Origin of the sequence: Bremerella sp. TYQ1 (assembly GCF_020150455.1) — a bacterium.
Taxonomy (GTDB): Bacteria; Planctomycetota; Planctomycetia; order Pirellulales; family Pirellulaceae; genus Bremerella; species Bremerella volcania_A.
In genome coordinates, this window is the sequence record NZ_CP083740.1 from 1947473 (window position 1) to 1967906 (window position 20434).

Below are 20434 nucleotides of genomic sequence, written 5' to 3' on the forward strand. Positions count from 1 at the left end.
CGCGATCGATTAATCCACTCCAATCGCCGCCCAGAGTGGATCCTGAAAATGCTGTCCCCACTCCTTTCCGTAGTGGTCGAAGGCAACTTTGGGTGTATCTCCCATCAATTCTGCAAGCACCTCGATCGAACAGCCGACGCCGTCCGTCCAATAGCCAGCCAGCATTCGGTGAGCGAATGTGTGCCTGCACGTGTAACACGAGTAGTTTTCCCGTTTCGAATCCTCAATCCATCCGAGCTTCTGGCGGAGATTCCGAAATCGAGTGCCCCCAGTGACCTTCTTCCACGGATCACCTTGTGAGTTCCGGAAAATCACACCGTCCGTCCCAGAATTGTCCCTGGAAAGGATGCTTCGTGTTAACTCGGCAACCTCCTTTCGGATCGGAATCACGCGTGTCTTCTTGGTTTTAGAAGCATAAACCCTCCACATCATGCCGCGGTCGCTCTCGATGACATCGTTACCCGTCATCAGAGCTAGTTCCGAGAATGGCCGCAGGCCAGTATGGATTGCCGCGAACAGAAACTCGCGAAAAGGTTCGTCAGTCGCGTCGTAAAGTGCCAGTTCATCCTCGGCACTAAAGGAATGTAGCCGAGGACACTGTGCAGGCTTGGTTAAGCCGCGAAGCGGATTGGGAACTGAATAAAAATTTTGAGCGTGGTTGAACGCGGCCATAACTGCTTCGATGGCGAAACGACGAGTTGCCGAAGACTTCCACGTGGAATGCGTTTCCACCCAATGCAGAACATGTGCCTTGCGTAGGTCACGAAGTGGCATTGCACCGCAATACGTACAGAGGTCCTGCAAGAAACGTCGCACTTCCTTCTCATACTCGACGCTAATCTCTCCGGCTCTCGATCGCTTCTCACAGTTCTCAATGTAGATGGAACACACTTTTGCTACGATCCAGTCGCTTTCCTCGGCCGACTTCACTTCAGGACGCCAATCTCCCGCAGCCTTAACACGTGCCAAGGCCAGTTCCGCCTGATCAATGCTACTCTGGCCGCGGACCGGATTGCCCCTCTCATCCACGAGCCGGACCCGTCGCTTCGTTCCCGGTGGCGTAAAGTACCAAGAATCGGTCTGACGCCAGTACCAGGCACGCCCGCGAGAACGACGCTTACGTCCTTTGTTTGCCTTAGCCATGACGCTTGTTCCTGCTGGAAGATGCCTTGGTTCGTTTCGGTTTTGTCTCTATTGCGGACGACGCGGTGCTCTTCTTTCGCTTCGCAGGAGGAGACTTTGCCTGTTTACCGGCTGCTGGCGTCGATTCTCCGATGGCCTTCCAAAGAGGATCCTGATAATGCTTTCCCCACTCCTTGCCGTAATGATCGTAAGCCACCTTGGGCGTGTCTCCCATCAACTCCGCTAAGGTTTCAATCGTGCATCCGGCTCCGTTATTCCAAAAGCCCGATAACATCCGATGAGCAAAAGTATGGCGCGACGTATAACACGAATACTTCTTCCTGAGCGGATCGTCATTCCAGCCGAGCTTCTCTCTCAAGTCGATAAAACGAACGACTCCCGTCGCACCCTTCCAAGGCTTTCCCAATGTATTTCGATAGACAGGCAAGCCAGATCCTCGTGGAGCTGACTTCATCAGTTGGCGAGTTAGTTCAGCCACTTCGGGTCGTACGGGAATCTTGCGAGTCTTTTTGGTTTTGCTCGCGTAGACGCGCCACATCATTCCTCGTGGAGTCTCTTCGACGTCTTCCGCTTTGAGTTGCGCGAGCTCACTAAAGGGACGAAGCCCTGTGTGAATCGCGGCAAAGAGGAAATTGCCAAAGCAAGGTTCCGTGGCCTTGTAAATTGCCTTCTCATCTTCCGGAGAGAATGACGTAAGCCGAGGTTCTGCCTTGGGAAGCTTGATTCCCTTAATCGGGTTAACGATACCGTGCGTCTCTTCAACACGATTGAAGGCAGCCATGACGACAGCAATGATACAGCGACGCGTTGCGGGACTCTTCCATGTCTCGTGCTGATCAACCCATTCCAGAATATGGCCCCGTTTGAGTTGGCTAACAGGCAGTGCACCGCAGTAGCTGCAAAGATCGTTGAGCCACTGAGTCGCATTCCGATGATATCCCTCACTGACGGAACCATCGTTCTGGCTTCGTTCCGTATACACCAAGTAGTTCGAACAAACGCGAGCAACTAACCAAGGCTGTCCCAGGACAGGGCCTTCATTCGATTCACTATCCCAGGCCAGCTTCTCCCGTGCCAACGAGATCTCAGCTGCCTCCTTGTTATCCTTTCCCCGAATCCTCTCTCCTTGTTCATCAAACAGGGCGACACGCTTCTTCGTCCCTGGAAGCGTGTAATACCAGCAATCCGTTTGCTTCCAGTGCCAGGCCGATCCGTGAGACTGACGTCGCTGCTTCGTTTTTCTAGCCATAACTCATATTCCTCTACACGACGGTGTATCCCCACAATCGTTGACCCTGTCCTCGCCGCCGACGATACTATTGCTGCCTATCACCCATCCCACCGAACACGAAATCTTATGGAGCCGCTAAGACTATGCATGGCTTGATCAAACCGACCAGGGAAAACCCGAGCCCTAATTTACTACACAGATTTGCTACACTTATCTTTATCGTGACTCTTTCATCAGCTGCATTATACCCATTTAATCAGGTACATTCAGCCGAAAAAGACCGTGTACCTAATATCGTACTCATCTTCATCGACGACATGGGCTACGCCGATATTGGCCCGTTTGGTGCTAAGGATTACGAGACGCCGAATCTGGACAAGATGGCAGCAGACGGTCGCACGTTTACTGACTTTTATGTGACCCAGGCCGTATGTTCGGCGTCACGAGCGGGGCTTCTAACCGGTTGCTACAACGTTCGCGTTGGGATTCAAGGTGCCCTCGGTCCGAATGCCAAAATTGGCATCAACCCCGAAGAAATGACGTTGGCTGAGCTGTGTAAGCAAAAGGGCTACAAGACCGCTTGCTATGGCAAATGGCACCTGGGAGACCGCGAGCCTTTCCTGCCGATGCAAAACGGATTCGATGACTACTTTGGATTGCCTTACTCAAACGATATGTGGCCGTACCATCCTGGTGTGCGTCAACTGTCCGAAGAGGATCGCCTGAAACGTTGGCCGCATCTTCCCTTGTACGATGGCAACGAAGTGATCAACCCTCGAGTCGATGGAAAAGCCCAAGAACAGCTGACGACTCAGTACACTGAAAAAGCAGTTGCATTCATCGATGAAAATAAGGACGAACCTTTTTTCCTCTATGTTCCCCATAGCATGGTGCACGTGCCACTCTATGTATCCGAAAAGTTCAAAGGGAAATCTGGTGCCGGACTTTACGGCGACGTCGTTATGGAAGTTGACTGGTCGGTCGGTCAAATCCTTGACGCGTTGAAACGAAATAAGATCGATGACAATACGCTTGTCATCTTTACCTCAGACAATGGTCCTTGGCTTTCTTACGGAGAACATGCCGGCAGCGCCGGTCCACTGCGAGAAGGGAAGGGGACGATGTGGGAAGGCGGTTGCCGAGAGCCAACCATCATGCAGTGGCCAGGCCATATCCCTGCTGGCACCACCTGTGATACACCGGCAATGACGATCGATATCTTCCCAACGGTTGCCAAACTGATCGGCGCCGATCTACCCGAAAAGAAGATCGATGGCAAAGACATCTGGCCATTGCTTTCAGGCCAAGAAGGGGCCACGTCTCCGCACGAAGCATATTACTTCTATTACGGTTCAGGCCTGAAAGCCGTACGTAGCGGCAAGTGGAAGCTTGTATTCCCCCACGAATACCGCACTATGGCCGGCAAACCTGGCGGCAAAGATGGTATTCCAGCCGCCTACTCACAAGGCAAGACCAAGCTGGCATTATTCAATCTGGAAAACGATCCTGGAGAATCGAAGAATCTTGTCGATCAACATCCAGAGGTGGTCCAGCGGCTCGAAAAGCTGGCGGACGGTATTCGTGAAGAATTAGGCGATTCTCATCGGAAGATCAAAGGAAAGAACAATCGCCCGCCCGGCCGCGTTAAATAACCATCGGCAATAAAAAAACGCCATGCTTGTTTTCGCAAGCATGGCGTTTTTTGTAGATCGACGATTACTTTCGGCTTTGCCGGCGACGATCCGTTTCCTTTAGCAGGATCTTTCGCAGACGAATGTGGTTGGGAGTCACCTCAACCAGTTCATCGTCTTCGATGTATTCGAGCGCCACTTCCAGGCTCATATCTCTTGGTGGACGCAAAACGATATTTTCGTCCGACCCAGAAGCTCGCATATTAGTGAGCTTCTTTTCTTTGGTCGGGTTCACCGTCAAGTCGTCAGAACGGGAGTTTTCGCCCACGATCATTCCTTCGTAGACTTCGTCACCGTGGCGAACGAACATATCGGAGCGTTCCTGCAAAGCAAACAGCGCGAAACCAACTGCTTTGCCAGAGACCATCGAGATCATTGCACCGTTTGCTCGTCGCGGCACTTCACCGGAAAGAGGACGATATGATTCAAAGCGATGGTTAACGATCGCTTCGCCCTGGGTCGAGTTGAGCAGTTTGGTTCGCAGTCCGATCAAACCACGAGATGGGATCGTAAAGATGACCTGGCTGTAATCGCCGCGAGGCTGCATTTCGACCAGTTCGCCACGGCGTTCTCCGACCAATTCCATGACCGGGCCCATCTTCTCTGATGGAACTTCAATCACGAGTTGTTCGTACGGTTCTTCTTTCACACCATTGTTGTCACGCATGATCACTTGAGGCTTACCCACGGCAAGCTCGTAGCCTTCGCGACGCATGGTTTCAATAAGAACGGCCAGGTGAAGCACACCACGACCACTTACCAGGAAGCTATCGCCAGACTCGCCCGGTCGAACACGCAACGCAACATTGCGTTCAAGTTCCTTTTCCAAACGATCACGTAGGTTTCGCGAAGTGACATACTTACCATCCTTCCCCAGCAGCGGTGAAGTATTGATGGTGAACATCATTTCAAGCGTTGGAGCATCCACTGCCACACGCGGTAGCGGATTGGGATTATCGACGGCACAGATCGTGTCGCCAATATCGATGTCGTCCAAACCTGTCACCGCGATAATATCGCCGGCGCCAGCTTCGTCCACTTCGACGCGGCCGAGATTCTCGAAGGCATGCAACGCCACGATACGACCTCGTTCGAACTTGTCGCCCGCCTTCGAGATCATCACCGACTGGCCCTTCTTAATCTTGCCAGACTTGATACGGCCGATCGCGATACGCCCAGTGTATTCAGACCAGTCAAGCGTGGTGACTCGCATTTGAAGCGGATCGTCCGGATTCACGTCAGGACCGGGAATGTGCTTAAGGACCAAGTCCAGCAGCGGTCGCATGTCTCCTTCGCGAACGTTGGGATCTTCCGAAGCAAAACCTGCTTTTGCACTCGCGAACAGATATGGAAATTCAGCGATTTCGTCATCAGCACCCAACGAAAGGAACAAGTCGAGCACTTCGTCGACAACTTCGTGCGGCCGCGCGTCTGGCTTGTCGATCTTGTTTATCAGCACGATCGGCTTTAAACCAACTTCGAGCGCCTTGGACAACACAAACCGAGTCTGTGGCATTGGACCTTCCGCGGCGTCGACCAACACCACAGCACCGTCGGCCATACTCAGGACGCGTTCCACTTCGCCACCGAAGTCAGCGTGCCCAGGCGTATCGACGATGTTAATCTTGACGCCTTCGTACGGGAGCGCAATGTTCTTCGCGAGAATGGTAATCCCGCGTTCCTTTTCCAGGTCGTTCGAGTCGAGAATTCGCTCGCTGGAAAGCTGACTTGCCCGAAACTGACCACTTTGGTGAAGCAGACAGTCGACCAACGTAGTTTTGCCATGGTCAACGTGGGCAATAATAACAATGTTCCGAAGATCGTCGCGTCGCATACTGGTTTGTGCTTATAAAGCAGGCCTAAACTTCCCGTTCACGAACCGAAAATCCTATCAGATTCACTGGATTTTGGGGTAGGGGACCCGCCCTTAGATTCGCAAAACCACAAAGAACGGGGCAAAAGAAAGCGACTTCCTCCTTTTGACCGACTAAGGAATGGCCACAAACAGCGGTCTTTCGACGGAGAAGCCTGCCGGTGTGATCCACTTCCACGGTACTTGATCCCAACTCTACCGTCGTCATGTCCTATCGCTACGATGGGCACGTCCTGTCTTCATCAACACTCCATTTAGAACACGTGAAGATTGCCTACTCTGGGCATAATTCCGGCAACTCTCGGGGGACTCTTCCTAAACTCTGTCGCTGAACCTTACGTCTACTGACACCCCACATATACTAATTCGCAGAAGACGCGCAACTCCCGTTTTAGAACTCGATCTCTGCTTACCCAGTTGCTTCCCAGGGCAGATGCATGGAGAAGCGATACCAAATTCGGCTCGATCCTAAGTGGCACAATGGCATTTCAAAGCTATCTATCTTGCCAGACAATTCTCCAGAACGACTGCAGACCACGAGCAGATTGCCGCCCATGCACTGCAATTAGTTCCTCGCTTGAAAGCCGCTGGCCGGCTCGACTTGACGGAATCGGACTATGAAATGGCATCGCCAAAAGCGGCACCGGCCACAAAACGACCACCTGAAAATATAATTCAACCGTAGTCCAAACCTCGCTTCCCAAAGGAATCGGTGTAATTGGACCAGGAGTTGCACATTACGGTGCGTCGCTCGCTACCAGCCAAAATGCATTTTCGTTTCGGAGATCGATTCCAATGCAAACGTTTCGTTGCCAGTGCAATCACAAACTGTTCTTCGGCAGCACAACTTGTGTCGAATGCCAGGCCACCGTCGCGCTCTGTCCAGGGTGTCGTGACGTTGTCGCTCTTAAACCACAAGTCGCGGGAAGTTGGAAGTGCACGAACCCTGACTGCGGCAAACAGTTGAAACTATGCCAGAACCGTCTTGATTATGAAGCCTGTAACGTGGCAGTTCATCTTGCCGAAGAAGGGCAGTCGCTCTGCATGTACTGCCGACTGAATCAGGTAATTCCAGACCTCACCGTGGACGGAAATCTAGGCAAATGGCGAAAACTGGAAGCGGCCAAACGCAGAGTTCTTTACGGTGTTCAAGAAGTGGAATTGCCGATCGGTGATCCAACGATGAACGACTACTTGCCGCTTCGCTTTGAATTTAAAGCTGATGGCGTTCAACCGGTCAGCACCGGCCATGCAAATGGCGTCATCACGATCAACATGGATGAAGCCGACAGCGTTAAACGAGAACAAACCCGAGTTGAATTCGGCGAGCCGCAGCGGACACTTATTGGCCACTTTCGCCACGAGCTAGGTCACTATTACTGGGACCTACTTATCAAGTCAGAGCGGCTAGAAGATTTCCGCGAACTATTTGGCAATGAAGAAAACCCAACTTACGCCGAGGCCCAACAGGCCTACTATCAGAACGGTCCTCAGCCTGACTGGCAGCAAGAGTACATTTCGGCCTACGCAACGATGCACCCGTGGGAAGATTTCGCCGAAAGCTTCGCGGCCTGGCTGGACATGCATTCGATTGTTTCCACTGCTCAGTCATTTCCACGTTTGCATGCAGACGTGCCGCCCAACGACTTCGATGCATGGTTGAAGGCTTATCGTGAGATTGGTGTCATGGCCAATGAATTCAACCGCGACATTGGCTTGCTCGATCTGGTGCCAGAGATCTTCACCAAACCTGTTGTCGATAAGTTGCGTTTCATGTCGACCATGAATTTAGCCACTGCTTAAAGAACTAGAAATCGCGGAGCACGTCACGTACAACTTGACATTGACGTGACGTTGCATTCATGTATTTCAGGCGTACTGAACAAGCATATGGCGACCAAAATTGATCTCCGGCCATACTACGAACGTCTACACCAATTCCTGAGAAATGCGGTGGAGAAACATGCTCTGAAGAATCCCGAGACCGCTATTTCGACCGTCGGATTCTACGATACAGGCTACAATCGTGCGTTCGCCACGACGAAGTCTTTCGCATCACACTGCGGATGAACAGCAGTGAAAATCAGGCGATCTGGGTTCCCTTAGCCTGAACGACTTTATTCGCCGAACACCTTTTCGACGACACTGTCTCCTTTGCCATGTACGCGGATACCTTTAATCCATGGCGCGTCGCTGCGAAAGTCTTTCCACTGATTCGTTGCGGACACTTTCGAGATGACCTGGGTAACGATCCCTTCAGGAGGAACGCTACGTAAGTAGTAATCTTGAATGCCATCCTGAGGTGGTTTGACGTACTTGCGACGAATCAGTTTCGTCGGACCATAGCCACCGGTATTCACTTCCCCAGTTGCGACAACGACTAGATTGGGAGGGTCGCTCGTCTGAACACGGTACTTCACATCGACAATCATGGGTACGAGGACACCAGGGTCTTGCGGCATTGGCTTCTCCGAACCGGCATCTAAGCTGGTCACTTCGGTGATCTTGCCGACAACTTGACTCTCGCCATTGGGGTAAAGAATTTGTACCGAGGAAAACTGACCTTCTCGATAGCGCGGAAGCGTGAAGTGTGCCGGAATGGGTTGAATTACCGCTGGCCAAACGCCGGGCAACGAAACCATACGCAGCTTTAGCATCAACATCTTAGGGTTGATGCCCTGAGGCCGAGCTGGCTCAAGCACGGCAACGGATCCTGGTGCACCTTCGGCCAAAATCCCCTCGACGACCAACCGAGCATCTTCCCCTTCGATGACAGCCCATGCCCGCCACCGATCCGGCTGCTGAGCTGATGCCGTGTTCATGACGATCGATACAAACAACGCGCCAGCGAGAAACAAAGCGAAGTGCCGTGCTGCCGTCCCCATGAGAATCTCCATGCGTCGAGAAATATTGGAAAGTTCTGGAATTCTAGTCCCCGTACTCTGTGACGGTCCAATGAAACTTCTTCGACGTTAGAGAGCCAACACTACTTCTTGCATGCCCCAGCGATTGCGCAACTTGCGCAGGAATCGCCGCAGCCGCCCGCCTTTTCCGAGGTTCCGCAGCCTGGTCCACAGCCGCTTTCTAAGAGATCGGAGAATTGGCTGATGCCTGCCACGGCGTTGTAGGTCTCGGCCAGGCGGCTCGTCATATCGGTGACTTCAGACGGAACATCCCCAAGAAAATAGAAATACAAAGAGCTTCCGTCGAACAGTTGCTCGACTTCGATCAAGGGAATTGCGACCCCCAGGATTGCCAATTCCTTTTCACAGGCGGCAAAAGCTTCTTGGCGATTTCGTTCCAGACGAGCAAGAAGCAGGTCGTCTTCCACGGTAATACCACGGACAATCGAGCCATCCGAGTCGGCGGATTCCGCATCGCTGGCAGGCCCTAGGACTTCGCCAACTTCCAACCCACGCGAGGTACGACAGATGACACGCATGCCTCGGGAATAAGCAATAGCGTCCACCGACGTAAATCGACCGACATGGCCGAGGACGCTGATACGAACGAAATGATGTCGCCCAATGGCGGTTTCTTGTACCAAAATGGTCTCCTTACCCTCATTTTCGCCGAATGATCAGGCGTTGCCAAGTGTCGATGGGCACTGACCTTACAAATCTCTGTCTGGCGTTTTAGAATATTTCGTTGGCCCAAACGCCAAAATTCATTGCCCTACTCGACAGTTAAAGAAGAGAACGCCGCCGATGTCAATGTCGACGCTATCGTGGTCCGCCTTGGCCGAAGAAGTCTTGCGTGGTCATCAACTGACCGTAGAAGAAGGTCTTTCCATTCTTCACTCGTCGGATGAAGAACTGCTGGACGTGATGTCCGCTGCGTTCAAGATCCGCCGCCAACACTTTGGCAAGACAGTCCAACTTTACCAGTTGATGAATGCCAAGAGCGGTCTCTGCCCTGAAGACTGTGGTTACTGTTCGCAGTCGAAAGTTTCCGATGCCGAGATTCCCAAGTACAACTTCCTAAGCCGTGACAAGCTGATGGAAGGGGCCAAAGTTGCCGCCGAACGGGACGTGAAGACCTATTGCATCGTCATTTCGGCTCGTGGTCCGAATGAACGGGAAATGAAGGCGGTTGAAACGATCGTTCCTGAGATCAAAGAAAAGTACGATCTCAAGATTTGCGCTTGCTTGGGGCTGCTTTCCCCGGAACAAGCAGATCGACTGAAGGCCTGTGGCGTCGACCGTGTGAATCACAACGTCAACACAAGTGCAGATTACTACAAGACAATCTGTTCGACGCACACCTATGAAGACCGCATCGACACGCTCAATGCGGTAAAGAATGCGGGACTTGAAATGTGCAGCGGCGGCATCGTCGGTATGGGCGAGTCAGAAGAAGACGTCGTGAAAATGGCCCTCGAACTGCGCGACTTGGGTGTCCACTCTATTCCGCTCAACTTCCTCAATCCCATCGATGGCACTCCGCTGCAAGGCCTCGGCAAAGACTTGAGTCCACGCCAGTGCCTACGAATTTTGGCACTCTACCGTTTCGCGAACCCTAGCAGCGAACTTCGAATCGCCGGCGGCCGCGAAATTCATTTGCGTAGCTTGCAACCACTCGGTATGTATGCTGCCAACTCGCTGTTCCTGGGCGACTACCTCACCACGCCAGGGCAAACGGCTGAAGACGACTACAAGATGCTGGAAGACTTAGGTTTCACCGTCACCAAGACGGAAGAAGTATCGGTCGGCTCGGCTTAAGCTTCAAAGGCCCTCAACGAATCGATCGTACGCAAATAAAAAACCAGGGATGAATGTCCCTGGTTTTTCTTTCTCGCTACGGTGGCGTAATTGCCAAAAGACTTAAATTAAAGCCCTTCGCCGATCTTCAAAAGCTTACCAGTTGCTGGCGTCTTGCTTTCGTCCTTACCGTCGCCATTTCCAAACACGGTAATGAATAGCTCACCCTCGTCGTTAAAAGCCAAAGCCGTTGGCTGGTCTAAGTCGATCAGCTTGGTCGTCTTAATGACCTGCTTCCCATCGCGGCGAACGGCGTCGAGCCGATACAAACCACCTTGCTTCGGATCTGCCCAGCTGTAATCGACAGCGTACAGCCGTCCGGTTTTCGGGCTGTAAGCCAAACCAACGAGATCGAATAGTTCCGTAGGCAGGCTCAACAGCAGGCTCTTCGACTCCTGATCATAAAACGTCAGAAGGCTATCTTTCTGATTGTTGATCTCACCCATTTGCCCGACAACAACTTCGCGGCGTGGGCTGATTGTGATCGCGGCAGGGGCATCGACGTCTACGCTTTCCTTCGTCGCGATGTAACGAACCAGCTCGCCGAGGCCATCCTTTTCGATGGTCGTTCGAGCAATCCATCCCTTCTTGTCGTCGCCATTCGCAGTGGCATAAATTCCATTGGCATCGACAGCCACAGCATAGAAGTTCCCTTCGCCAGGGATATCGCCTTCCGGAGCGAGTGGATTGGATTTCTTACCATCAGCTGCAGCGATTGCCGGCTTGCCTGGCTCGGAAACTTCGTAAACACGAATGACCTCTTCACCATCCTTTTGGCTTCCATCACCAACGACAATGCGATTCTTATCGAGAAATGCCAAGCCGAGTGGACCGATCTGATAGACAGGGCCTTTGCCGTATTCATCTTTTGGAAAATCTTTGATGACCACTTCGGCGTTGCCATCCACAACTCGGATTACCTGAGACGCAGCCGTCTCAGCGACGAACACGGTTCCCGTTTCTGGTTGAATGGCGACACCGCTGGGACATTTCAGACCATCGAGAATGACTTCCGGTTTAATTTGAGCCTGGGCAGTTACTGTTCCGAGCAGCATCAACATTAATGGCAAAGCGAATCGACTTATCATGTGGGTCCTCGTTCTTTTTCTGGGGAAGCGACTAAGCCGTTTAGTTTGGCGAACCGAAGACGGCATTCCAACCATAGGCGCATAAAAAAAGGCGAACCATCGTTCGCCTTTTCCCTTACACGTTGGGCTACGCCCCAATCCCGTTGGCCTGCTCGTAGGCGGAGATTTTCTCTTCGCTTTGCAGCGTCATCGCGATGTCGTCCAAACCGTTGAGCAGCTTGTGACGGCGAAATTCGTCGATTTCAAACGGAATCTCCAGCCCGGCATCATCCGTGATCTTCTTTGCTTCCAAGTCAACTGTCAGACGATAGCCTTCGGTCTTCTCGGCTCGCTGGAAGATGTCTTCAATTTGCTCTTCCGTAAGCGGAATCGGCAGGACACCGTTTTTGAAGCAATTGTTGTAGAAAATATCGGCGAAGCTCGGAGCAAGCACGGCACGAATGCCAAAGTCGTCGATCGCCCAGACAGCATGCTCGCGACTCGAACCGCTACCGAAGTTTCGACGCGCGACGAGAATGGAAGCGCCGCTGACTTCCGGCTTGTTCAATTCAAACTCTGGATTGGGGCTTCCATCTTCGAGGAAACGCCAATCGAAGAACAGAAACTGGCCAAAGCCAGTACGTTCGATACGCTTCAAAAACTGCTTCGGAATGATTTGATCGGTATCAACGTTGGCCCGATCCATAGTGGCAACAAGGCCGTTCTCTTTAACGAATGGTTGCATGATCGTTTGTTCAAAAAGAGGTCGGTTGGTGTAAGGATCGGAAACTTATTTGAAGTCCCACTGACGGACGTCGACGAAGTGACCGGCGATACCTGCCGCGGCGGCCATTTCAGGACTAACGAGGTGCGTACGTCCACCGCGTCCTTGTCGCCCTTCGAAGTTTCGATTGCTCGTCGAAGCACAACGTTCGCCTGGCTCAAGCTTGTCGGGGTTCATAGCCAAACACATGCTGCAGCCTGCTTCACGCCATTCAAAGCCGGCTTCGATAAAGATCTTGTCGAGACCTTCTTCTTGAGCTTGTACACGAACTTGACCGCTACCAGGAACGACCATGGCATGCACGTGATCGGACTTCTTATGTCCCTTCACAACGCTTGCAGCAGCCCGCAAGTCTTCGATTCGACCATTGGTACACGAACCGATGAAGACACGATTGATGTCCACGTCGGTCATTGGAGCTCCGGCCTTCAAGTCCATGTATTCCAGTGCCAATTCCGTCGAGCGACGCTCGGTCGCGTCGGCGAAATCGCCCGGAGATGGAACAGGCGAATCGACGGCACAAACCTGGCCTGGGTTGGTTCCCCACGTGACTTGAGGAGCAATGTCCTTCGCTTCGAATTCCAGCACTTTGTCGTACTTCGCGCCAGGATCGGAAGGGAGATTCTTCCAACGCTCGATCGCAGCTTCGATATCCTTCGGAGCGAATTCACGGCCGCGAATATACTCAAACGTGGTTTCATCCGGAGCAATCATGCCGGCTCGAGCACCTGCTTCGATCGACATATTGCAGACCGTCATGCGCTGTTCCATGGTCAAGTTGCGGACCGCTTCGCCGGTATATTCCAGCACGTATCCCGTCCCACCGGCGGTCGTAAGATGACCGATCAGGAAGAGCACGAGATCTTTCGCGGTAACACCACGAGCCAACGTTCCGTTGACACGAAGCTCCATGGTTTTGGGAGCCGATTGAAGCAGTGTTTGCGTCGCGAGAACATGCTCGACTTCGCTCGTCCCGATACCGAATGCCAAAGCCCCGAAGGCGCCATGTGTTGCGGTATGGCTGTCACCACAAACGATCGTCATGCCTGGCTGCGTCAGACCAAGCTCGGGACCGATCACGTGGACAACCCCTTGCTTGACATCGTGCAAGTCAAATAGCTGCACACCAAAGTCTTGGCAGTTCTGACGAAGCGTATCGATCTGTTGCTTCGAGATCTGATCGACAATCGGCAGCGATCGATCCGTGGTCGGAACGTTATGGTCTGGCGTGGCCTTGGTTAGCTCGGGACGACGTACCTTGCGTCCTGCCAGACGAAGGCCTTCAAAGGCCTGTGGGCTGGTAACTTCGTGCACTAGGTGCAAATCGATGTAAAGCAGAGCTTGCTTACCTGGCTCGGCATCGACGACATGGTTGTCCCAGATTTTCTGGAACATGGTACGGGGGGCGTTTTCCGCGATCATTCGACTTTCCCCTAACGGCGTTGGCTAGGACCACAAGAGATACAAGAGCGAAGGGAGGCATCGCTCGGATCGCCACTTTCCCTACCAGCTATCGGAGGGATATGGCATAAGGGTAGTCCAGCATTATATCTGGAAAAATAAAAACCGGGGAGGGGCAGGGCACGGTTTCCCAAAGAGGGGGAAGGCCTCGCAACGGCTTACTAGCCGCGGACTTCGGCAATTCGAGTCACGTCGGTCGGATGAACCTCTTCCTCAGGGCGAGGGCATTCCGCGATCGATTCGTTCTCGGTCCACCAATTGACCGCATCTTGCTGCTTCCAAGTCCCCACCGATTCGCACTGATCCAATGCTTCGGCCATCTCTTGGACCGTCTGGTAGCGGTCGTCAGGGTCTTTGGCCAGACAACGCATGACGATTGCTTCGAGGTCATGCGGAATCGACGGGACGTGTTCCGATGGCGGAACGACGGCCTCGTGAGCGTGGGCAATGATCACTTTGATGGGGCGGTCGTACTCAAACGGAGCGTGCCCTGTCAGCATGAAGTAAGCCAGCACCCCCATCGAGTAGATATCGCTGCGCGAATCAGGTTCACTCTCGCCACTTGCTTGTTCCGGAGACATAAACAGCGGCGAACCGGTGATCATCCCTTCCTGAGTCAGATTGGAATCTTCCGTCGAAGCAATAGGCTTCGCCAAACCGAAGTCCAGCAGTTTCGCCACATCGAAGAACCCACCTCGCTTTGCGGCGAATACATTCGCAGGCTTAATGTCTCGGTGGATCATTCCCTGCGAGTGCGCTTCGTTCAGCGCGTCGCAAATTTGACGCAACAAGTGAATGGTACGCCCCGCCGGCAACGGCCCGAATCGGTTTACAAGATCCGAAACATTAAGCCCCGGCAGATACTCCATCACGTAGTAAAACGTGCCATCATCGGTACGACCGTAGTCGTAAATATCGATATTGTTCCAATGAGAAAGCTTCGATGAAGCATGGACTTCCCGCTCGAAACGCGCGAGCACATTGGAATCGCCAGCTTTTTCAGGTCGAATAATCTTGATGGCACACGGGCGTTTCATCAGGTAGTGATGGGCCAAGTAGACCTCGCCCATGCCACCGGCACCAAGACTACGACTAAGTCGATATTGCCCCAGCTGTTTGGCATGAAACGCTTCGGTCCGCAAGATATTGATCGTGTAAACACCGAAGATCGCCACCGCACCGCAGATGACCATCTTCAACCCAATTTCCGCCAATTGCTCGGGGTTGCCGTAAATGATGGTGTAGCACATCTGGTCGGTCATCCACGCGTAGCACAACAACGCAATCGGCGCGATCACCATTGCCGAAATCACGACGGCGGCCCGACGCCAGGTATTCGGGATGAACAACGCGTAGATGAATATCAGCAAGATCCAGCCCGATGTCGGACTGAGGAGCACCCCATGATCGCGAGCACAAAGCTGCATCGAATGGTGCTGGGTCATCAGTAGGAACGCACTCGGCAAACCGAAAGTGACAATCTCCTGCGATCGCAAAAGCCCCTTACGGAAATCACATCGAGGGCAAAGCAAAAAGCCTGTCGTGCCCAAAAGCAAAAGCAGCCCAGCGTGAACGCTCAGGAGGATTGGGCTCTTCTCGGCGATATTGTTGCCCCAGAAGAACTCGTAGATATGCCACATGAAATAGACGGAAAAAATTCCGAACATCACAAACGTGGCGACCCGCAGGCGAAAGCGGAGTAGCGATTGAGTAACACGAGAAAAATGCGGACTCGAAGACCCTTCTACCAACGCAATGTGAGGCGACGACGACGCCGTCTTTTGAACCGCCGAGTTGCTTGGCGCAACAACGGTCTCCTCAAAATGCCGATCCATCGAATTTGGTGGAGTGGTATCAGTCATACAGTCTTAAGAAAGCCTCTCGCATTTCTAGCGGAGCATCCGTCCGTCGATTTATATTAACGTGTTCGTCATCAATAGGCGAATCTTAATCTCGCTGAAGTATCTTAAATTGATACCGGCGAATGGACCTGCTGGTTCACAATTTCAGCTAAGTCGTCCCAAGCACCATTGAAGCACGTTTACCGGAAGATGTAACCCCTTCCGAGGAAAACGGCTATAGGCCGCATTCGTTTTTCTAATTCCTTTTAGTACTACATACTCGAAAAGACACGCCCATGGTTCAAAATGTTCCTGCTTCTTGCGAATCTCTTCGCCAAAAATTGGCAGATCAGACCGCAACGGTCGGTGTCATTGGGATGGGTTATGTTGGGCTACCTCTCGTTAAAACGTTCGCAGACTGTGGTTATCGCTGCGTCGGCTTTGACACCGATCCTAGCAAAGTCGAAAAACTTCACCGTGGGGAAAGCTACATAAAACATATTTCCGGCGAGTGGATTGCCACCAATGTTAAAATGGGGCGTTTCGCTGCTACGACTGACTCGACCAGGATGGCAGAAGCGGACGTTCTTTTGATTTGCGTTCCCACGCCGCTGGACAGTTCTCGCGATCCCGATCTGACTTACGTCGAAAAGACCGCCGAAGCGATCAGCCAATCTCTGCGGCCTGGTCAGTTGATCGTGCTGGAAAGCACCACCTATCCCAGCACGACGAGAGATGTTGTTCTCCCGATTCTTGAGAAGAGTGGTCTTACGCCAGGAGTCGACTTCTTCGTCGCTTACAGCCCCGAACGCGAAGACCCTGGCAATCCTCAGTTCACCGCTGCCAATATCCCCAAAGTGATCGGCGGACTCGAGCAGCACAGCTTAGAACTGGCTTGTCAGCTTTACGAAAAGGCAATCGTCGAGATCGTCCCTGTCAGCAGCTTGGAAGTGGCCGAGGCCTGCAAAATCCTCGAAAACACCTATCGAGCCGTTAACATTGCGATGGTCAACGAGTTGAAAGTGCTTTTCGACCGGATGAATATCGATCTTTGGGAAGTGATTGAAGCTGCGAAAACCAAGCCCTTTGGGTTTCAAGCCTTCTATCCGGGACCTGGCCTCGGGGGGCACTGCATCCCGATCGATCCGTTCTATCTCAGTTGGCTGGCCCGCAAGGAAGGGATGCCGACTCGCTTCATCGAACTTGCCGGCGAAATTAACACCAGCATGCCTCAGTTTGTTGTCCAAAAGGTAATGCTGGCGTTGAACGAGCAGGAAAAAGCGATTCGCGGCAGTAAGATCTTGATGCTTGGTGTTGCTTACAAGCCGAACGTCGACGATCCTCGCGAAAGCCCTGCGTTCGCCATAATGGAACTACTCGAACCGCTTGGGGCTGATATCCGCTATCACGACCCCTACATCCCCCGACTACCCTCCATGCGAAGCTTCGAGTTCTCGCAAAAGGAGAGTATTGAACTCACTCCTGAATCCCTCGCCGAAGCAGACGCCGTCCTGATTGTCACCAACCACAAAGACTACGACTGGGATTTCATCGCCCAGCATGCTCGCCTGATTATCGATACCCGCAACGCAATGAGCGACGTGACCGAGCGAAAGAATATTCGCAAGGCCTGAGGAAGACGAGGGATAATGCAAAAGTCGAGATTGCAATTTAGCGTTCTAAATCTGGCAGTGTTAGTTACATTCGTGTGCTTAGTATCGGCGTACTTCGAGCTCTCAGCACGGCTTCACGATCGCGAACTCAGGCTCAATCACCTGCAATATCATTCAGACGCGATCGTCGAAGGTAGTCCAACTCAGATCCACATCAAGAACACGAGTCCTAATCTTCCATTTCAGTGGGAATGGAGCGTACTTCTGCCCGAGGATTCCGAGTATCAGCTCCACATTTTGTTCAATCATATTCCTCGTGATGAAACAATGCGCCCCGAAGGACCTCTTACTCCTGTCGATATTTCAGCTTTACGAGGAGTTCAAACCGGAGACTATTTTGTAAAAGAACTTCGGCCAGGCAGTTCAAGGATTGCTGTGGGTTGGCGACATTCACCAAGTGATGGCTGGGGTCTTGCAGCATTCTTTTCACAAATTTCGCTTTATGAACTTGTCCCTAAGACAACAGACCTTGCTTGGCTCGACCCCGAATACGTGGGTGAAGACCAATACAGCCTTGCAGGAAACGACTCACAAAATCCCCAAACCGTCCAATACGATGTTACTGGTGCCGGGGTATTCACGATCGATTGGAACGATCAATTTAATCAAATTTCTTCGAGTGCCCGTGAAATCAAACTGCTTAAATTGCGTGTTCTAGATGGAGACGCAGACTCTAACGGCATGATGATCTGGATTACTCGATCACCGCACTCCAGAAATAGCACGTCGTAAGCACGACAAGCTTCCATTCAAGCATCGGCAACGCTACAAATCAGCGGCAAATCAAGATCTGTAAAAGCACATTGAGCCGTGAGCATGTATAGTAAACAATGCTTAAACTGACGCACTTAAAGAATAAACACGGAAGCACGCAATGTCTTTCCAAAGATACCAAAAGCTCGCTTTGCTGGGTGTGCTGGCCCTCCTTTTCACCGGCCAACATGTCGCTGCGCAATCATCGTCAATCACCTACAACCGGAGTCAGTCGACGCATACGTTTCGTAGCAAGCATGGCAACTTCGAGTTCACGGGGAAGGCGATCAAGCGGGAAGGGGAGTATGTTTCGTTTCGGACTTCCAACGGAACCGAAATCTGGCTGCCGACAAAGTACCTCAGCGAAGCCGATGCCGCTTATTTGAAATATCTCAGCGGCGATGGTCCTGCCCCGGCCGGCTTGAGTAGCTCTGAAAGTGATTTGGCATCCAACCCCAGCGGCAACGACACTCCCACCTCGCCAAGCTCTTCTCAGTTTGGCGGGAACGATCCGGCCGAAAGCAGTCCAAGCACTACCGACAATCCAGAGATGGAAGCCAAACCAGCGGATCCAATGCCAGGCGATGCTGACAAGATCTATCACCCTGGGGCTGCCATCGAAGTCCTCGTCGACGGGCAGTGGCATGCCGGAAAAGTTTTCGTCCGACGCCCGGCTGACAACGCCTACTTCGTTTCGTTCACGGTCAACGGTGTCGCTCGTCGATCATGGGTTCCTGCCGTTGAGCTCCGTTCGCAAGGCGAAGCCGAGCCGATGACTTCTGAAACGATGGGCGAGGCGAATCGTCCTGTTTCCAGCCCACTGGTATCGTACGATTTCAAACCTGTCAAAATCACCGCCAAAGCCCCGATCGGGTATGTGGTCGGGCCTATGAATACCGGCGATGTCCTTAAGCTTCGCTACGTTTCCGGCAAATGGAAATCGTGGGGCGGCTTGGCAACTGAATCTCCCGACGCGGTCTCGCCTGCTGGAGGTGACAAATGCCGCCTGGCAATCTGTTCTGCTAAGGGAAACGAGATGCCGCAGACGCTCACGATTGTTCCTGGACAAACGCAGGACAACGCTTACACTTGGACCGCCGATCAGAAGTACTCGAAGGTGATATTGCAGATCAACGATACCGATGGCGACTTCGCCGCGAACCCTGAACGGGACGTGACCTACGAAATCGCCATCGAACGTAACGCTTCGCCGTAGTTTCGCTACTTAGGCGGCCCGACGTACGGGGCTCGTCGTCATCGCTTCGATCTGGCTCATGCTGTAGCGACCGAAGCTGAGCTCGCCCTTGGCATCTTTCACTTCCCACAGAACGAGACTTTTCTCGTTCAACATGCGTGGGACCCATGAAATCGCCTGGCGGATGCTCTCGGCATCTTGGTCGGCCGAGATGATCAATAGCTGCACATCGCGGAATGCATTCGCTACGCGAGGCAATGCCATTGCAGCATCGCCAGGGACCAATTGAACTTTGGCCCCCATGGCATTGAGCGACTTATGAGCCGACTTCAGAGGCACGCCATCGTTGCCTGGTCGCCCCTCGAACATATCGATTCCGAGAAACTGAATCTGTTGTTCATCTGCGTAAAGCTGGGCGAAGTCGATGACCTCTTTCGCCCGCTGCAGGTTTCCCAGCCCGATCTCGGCAATCTTGACAACGGGAGCCTGTTCACGGATCCACGAATAGATCTCGCGCTGGTGAACCGGCTTCGAAAACCACGACTTCAGCAAATAACGCAGAACACGCCCGGCAGCCAATTTTGATTCCCTTCAAAACGACGCCCACTTGATATTTAGAAAGACACGGATGTTGTTTCGGCAAAAGGATCGGTCGAACCTCAGTTTTTCCCCCCAGAGCGGCAAATGGTTGCCTCCCTTCCGGCAAAGCTTCGGCAAATTACCTAATCGGACCTGTGCTGCCGAATGCTGGCACCGCTGAACCCCCAAGGGATGGCGATTCTCTTACGCGAATGTGGCTTCCCTTACTTCCCCGCCAAACTAGGGAATTCCTACGCCAGGGTATCGCCCGTTTCGAGGAATTGATAAGCTTCGAGGACCCCAATTGTTGCGATTCGTCGCTTCGGGGAGGCCGGTCCCACGGGACGCGGGTTTCCGGTCGACTCCAGCTGTCAATCAGAAGT

Annotated in this window: 16 protein-coding genes; 6 read left to right on the forward strand and 10 right to left on the reverse strand. The window is 52.7% G+C overall.

The features are described 5' to 3' along the window. Positions 1-9: 9 nt before the first annotated feature. Together LA756_RS07430 and LA756_RS07435 are read right to left on the reverse strand one after the other, a co-directional pair. Positions 10-1143 (reverse strand): tyrosine-type recombinase/integrase, encoded by a 1134-nt coding sequence (locus LA756_RS07430; protein ID WP_224439235.1) that lies wholly within the window; start codon positions 1141-1143, stop codon positions 10-12. Further along, a complete protein-coding gene (locus LA756_RS07435; protein WP_224439236.1) occupies positions 1136-2392 on the reverse strand; it encodes a site-specific integrase in 1257 nt (418 codons plus the stop codon). Before LA756_RS07435 ends, LA756_RS07430 begins: the two co-directional genes overlap by 8 nt. A gap of 203 nt (positions 2393-2595) precedes the next feature. On the opposite strand from LA756_RS07435, the gene LA756_RS07440 reads away from it, so the two are divergent. After that, positions 2596-4026 carry a sulfatase gene (locus tag LA756_RS07440; protein ID WP_224439237.1) on the forward strand — a complete coding sequence of 477 codons (1431 nt, stop codon included), beginning with the start codon at positions 2596-2598 and terminating at the stop codon, positions 4024-4026. Between the two features lie 64 nt (positions 4027-4090). Here LA756_RS07440 and typA read toward each other — a convergent pair whose 3' ends face one another. After that, positions 4091-5899: a translational GTPase TypA gene (typA, locus tag LA756_RS07445; protein ID WP_224439238.1), complete on the reverse strand. Its 1809-nt coding sequence runs from the start codon at positions 5897-5899 to the stop codon at positions 4091-4093. An 834-nt stretch (positions 5900-6733) separates the two neighbouring features. On the opposite strand from typA, the gene LA756_RS07450 reads away from it, so the two are divergent. After that, the gene (locus LA756_RS07450; RefSeq protein ID WP_224439239.1) at positions 6734-7741 is read left to right on the forward strand and encodes a putative zinc-binding metallopeptidase; all 1008 of its coding nucleotides are present in this window, start codon (positions 6734-6736) and stop codon (positions 7739-7741) included. Between the two features lie 314 nt (positions 7742-8055). Here the strand turns inward: LA756_RS07450 and LA756_RS07455 are convergent, their stop codons facing one another. Together LA756_RS07455 and LA756_RS07460 are read right to left on the reverse strand one after the other, a co-directional pair. Next, complete coding sequence (locus LA756_RS07455) at positions 8056-8823, reverse strand: hypothetical protein (RefSeq protein WP_224439240.1); 768 nt, start codon at positions 8821-8823, stop codon at positions 8056-8058. A gap of 101 nt (positions 8824-8924) precedes the next feature. Continuing rightward, a complete protein-coding gene (locus LA756_RS07460) occupies positions 8925-9485 on the reverse strand; it encodes a PSP1 domain-containing protein (protein WP_224439241.1) in 561 nt (186 codons plus the stop codon). Between the two features lie 160 nt (positions 9486-9645). On the opposite strand from LA756_RS07460, the gene bioB reads away from it, so the two are divergent. Next, positions 9646-10659, forward strand: coding sequence for a biotin synthase BioB (gene bioB / locus LA756_RS07465; RefSeq protein WP_224439242.1), 1014 nt, complete (start codon positions 9646-9648; stop codon positions 10657-10659). A 107-nt stretch (positions 10660-10766) separates the two neighbouring features. Here bioB and LA756_RS07470 read toward each other — a convergent pair whose 3' ends face one another. From LA756_RS07470 to LA756_RS07485, 4 genes are all read right to left on the reverse strand, one after another. Next, positions 10767-11786 carry a hypothetical protein gene (locus LA756_RS07470; protein WP_224439243.1) on the reverse strand — a complete coding sequence of 340 codons (1020 nt, stop codon included), beginning with the start codon at positions 11784-11786 and terminating at the stop codon, positions 10767-10769. A gap of 127 nt (positions 11787-11913) precedes the next feature. Next, positions 11914-12510, reverse strand: coding sequence for a 3-isopropylmalate dehydratase small subunit (gene leuD / locus LA756_RS07475; RefSeq protein WP_224439244.1), 597 nt, complete (start codon positions 12508-12510; stop codon positions 11914-11916). 45 nt (positions 12511-12555) lie between these two features. Then, positions 12556-13971, reverse strand: coding sequence for a 3-isopropylmalate dehydratase large subunit (gene leuC, locus LA756_RS07480; protein ID WP_224439245.1), 1416 nt, complete (start codon positions 13969-13971; stop codon positions 12556-12558). 200 nt (positions 13972-14171) lie between these two features. Continuing rightward, positions 14172-15872 (reverse strand): serine/threonine-protein kinase, encoded by a 1701-nt coding sequence (locus tag LA756_RS07485; protein WP_224439246.1) that lies wholly within the window; start codon positions 15870-15872, stop codon positions 14172-14174. A gap of 275 nt (positions 15873-16147) precedes the next feature. Between LA756_RS07485 and LA756_RS07490 the strand changes: the two genes are divergently transcribed. The 3 genes from LA756_RS07490 to LA756_RS07500 all read left to right on the forward strand — a co-directional run bounded on the left by LA756_RS07490 (position 16148) and on the right by LA756_RS07500 (position 19493). Beyond that, positions 16148-17485: a nucleotide sugar dehydrogenase gene (locus LA756_RS07490; RefSeq protein ID WP_224439247.1), complete on the forward strand. Its 1338-nt coding sequence runs from the start codon at positions 16148-16150 to the stop codon at positions 17483-17485. A 15-nt stretch (positions 17486-17500) separates the two neighbouring features. After that, positions 17501-18256: a hypothetical protein gene (locus tag LA756_RS07495; protein WP_224439248.1), complete on the forward strand. Its 756-nt coding sequence runs from the start codon at positions 17501-17503 to the stop codon at positions 18254-18256. A 142-nt stretch (positions 18257-18398) separates the two neighbouring features. Beyond that, positions 18399-19493, forward strand: coding sequence for a hypothetical protein (locus LA756_RS07500; RefSeq protein ID WP_224439249.1), 1095 nt, complete (start codon positions 18399-18401; stop codon positions 19491-19493). Positions 19494-19502: 9 nt separating this feature from the next. On the opposite strand, the gene LA756_RS07505 is transcribed toward LA756_RS07500, so the two are convergent. Next, on the reverse strand, positions 19503-20051 hold the full coding sequence (locus LA756_RS07505; protein ID WP_224439250.1) for a hypothetical protein: 549 nt from the start codon (positions 20049-20051) through the stop codon (positions 19503-19505). Positions 20052-20434 lie beyond the last annotated feature (383 nt).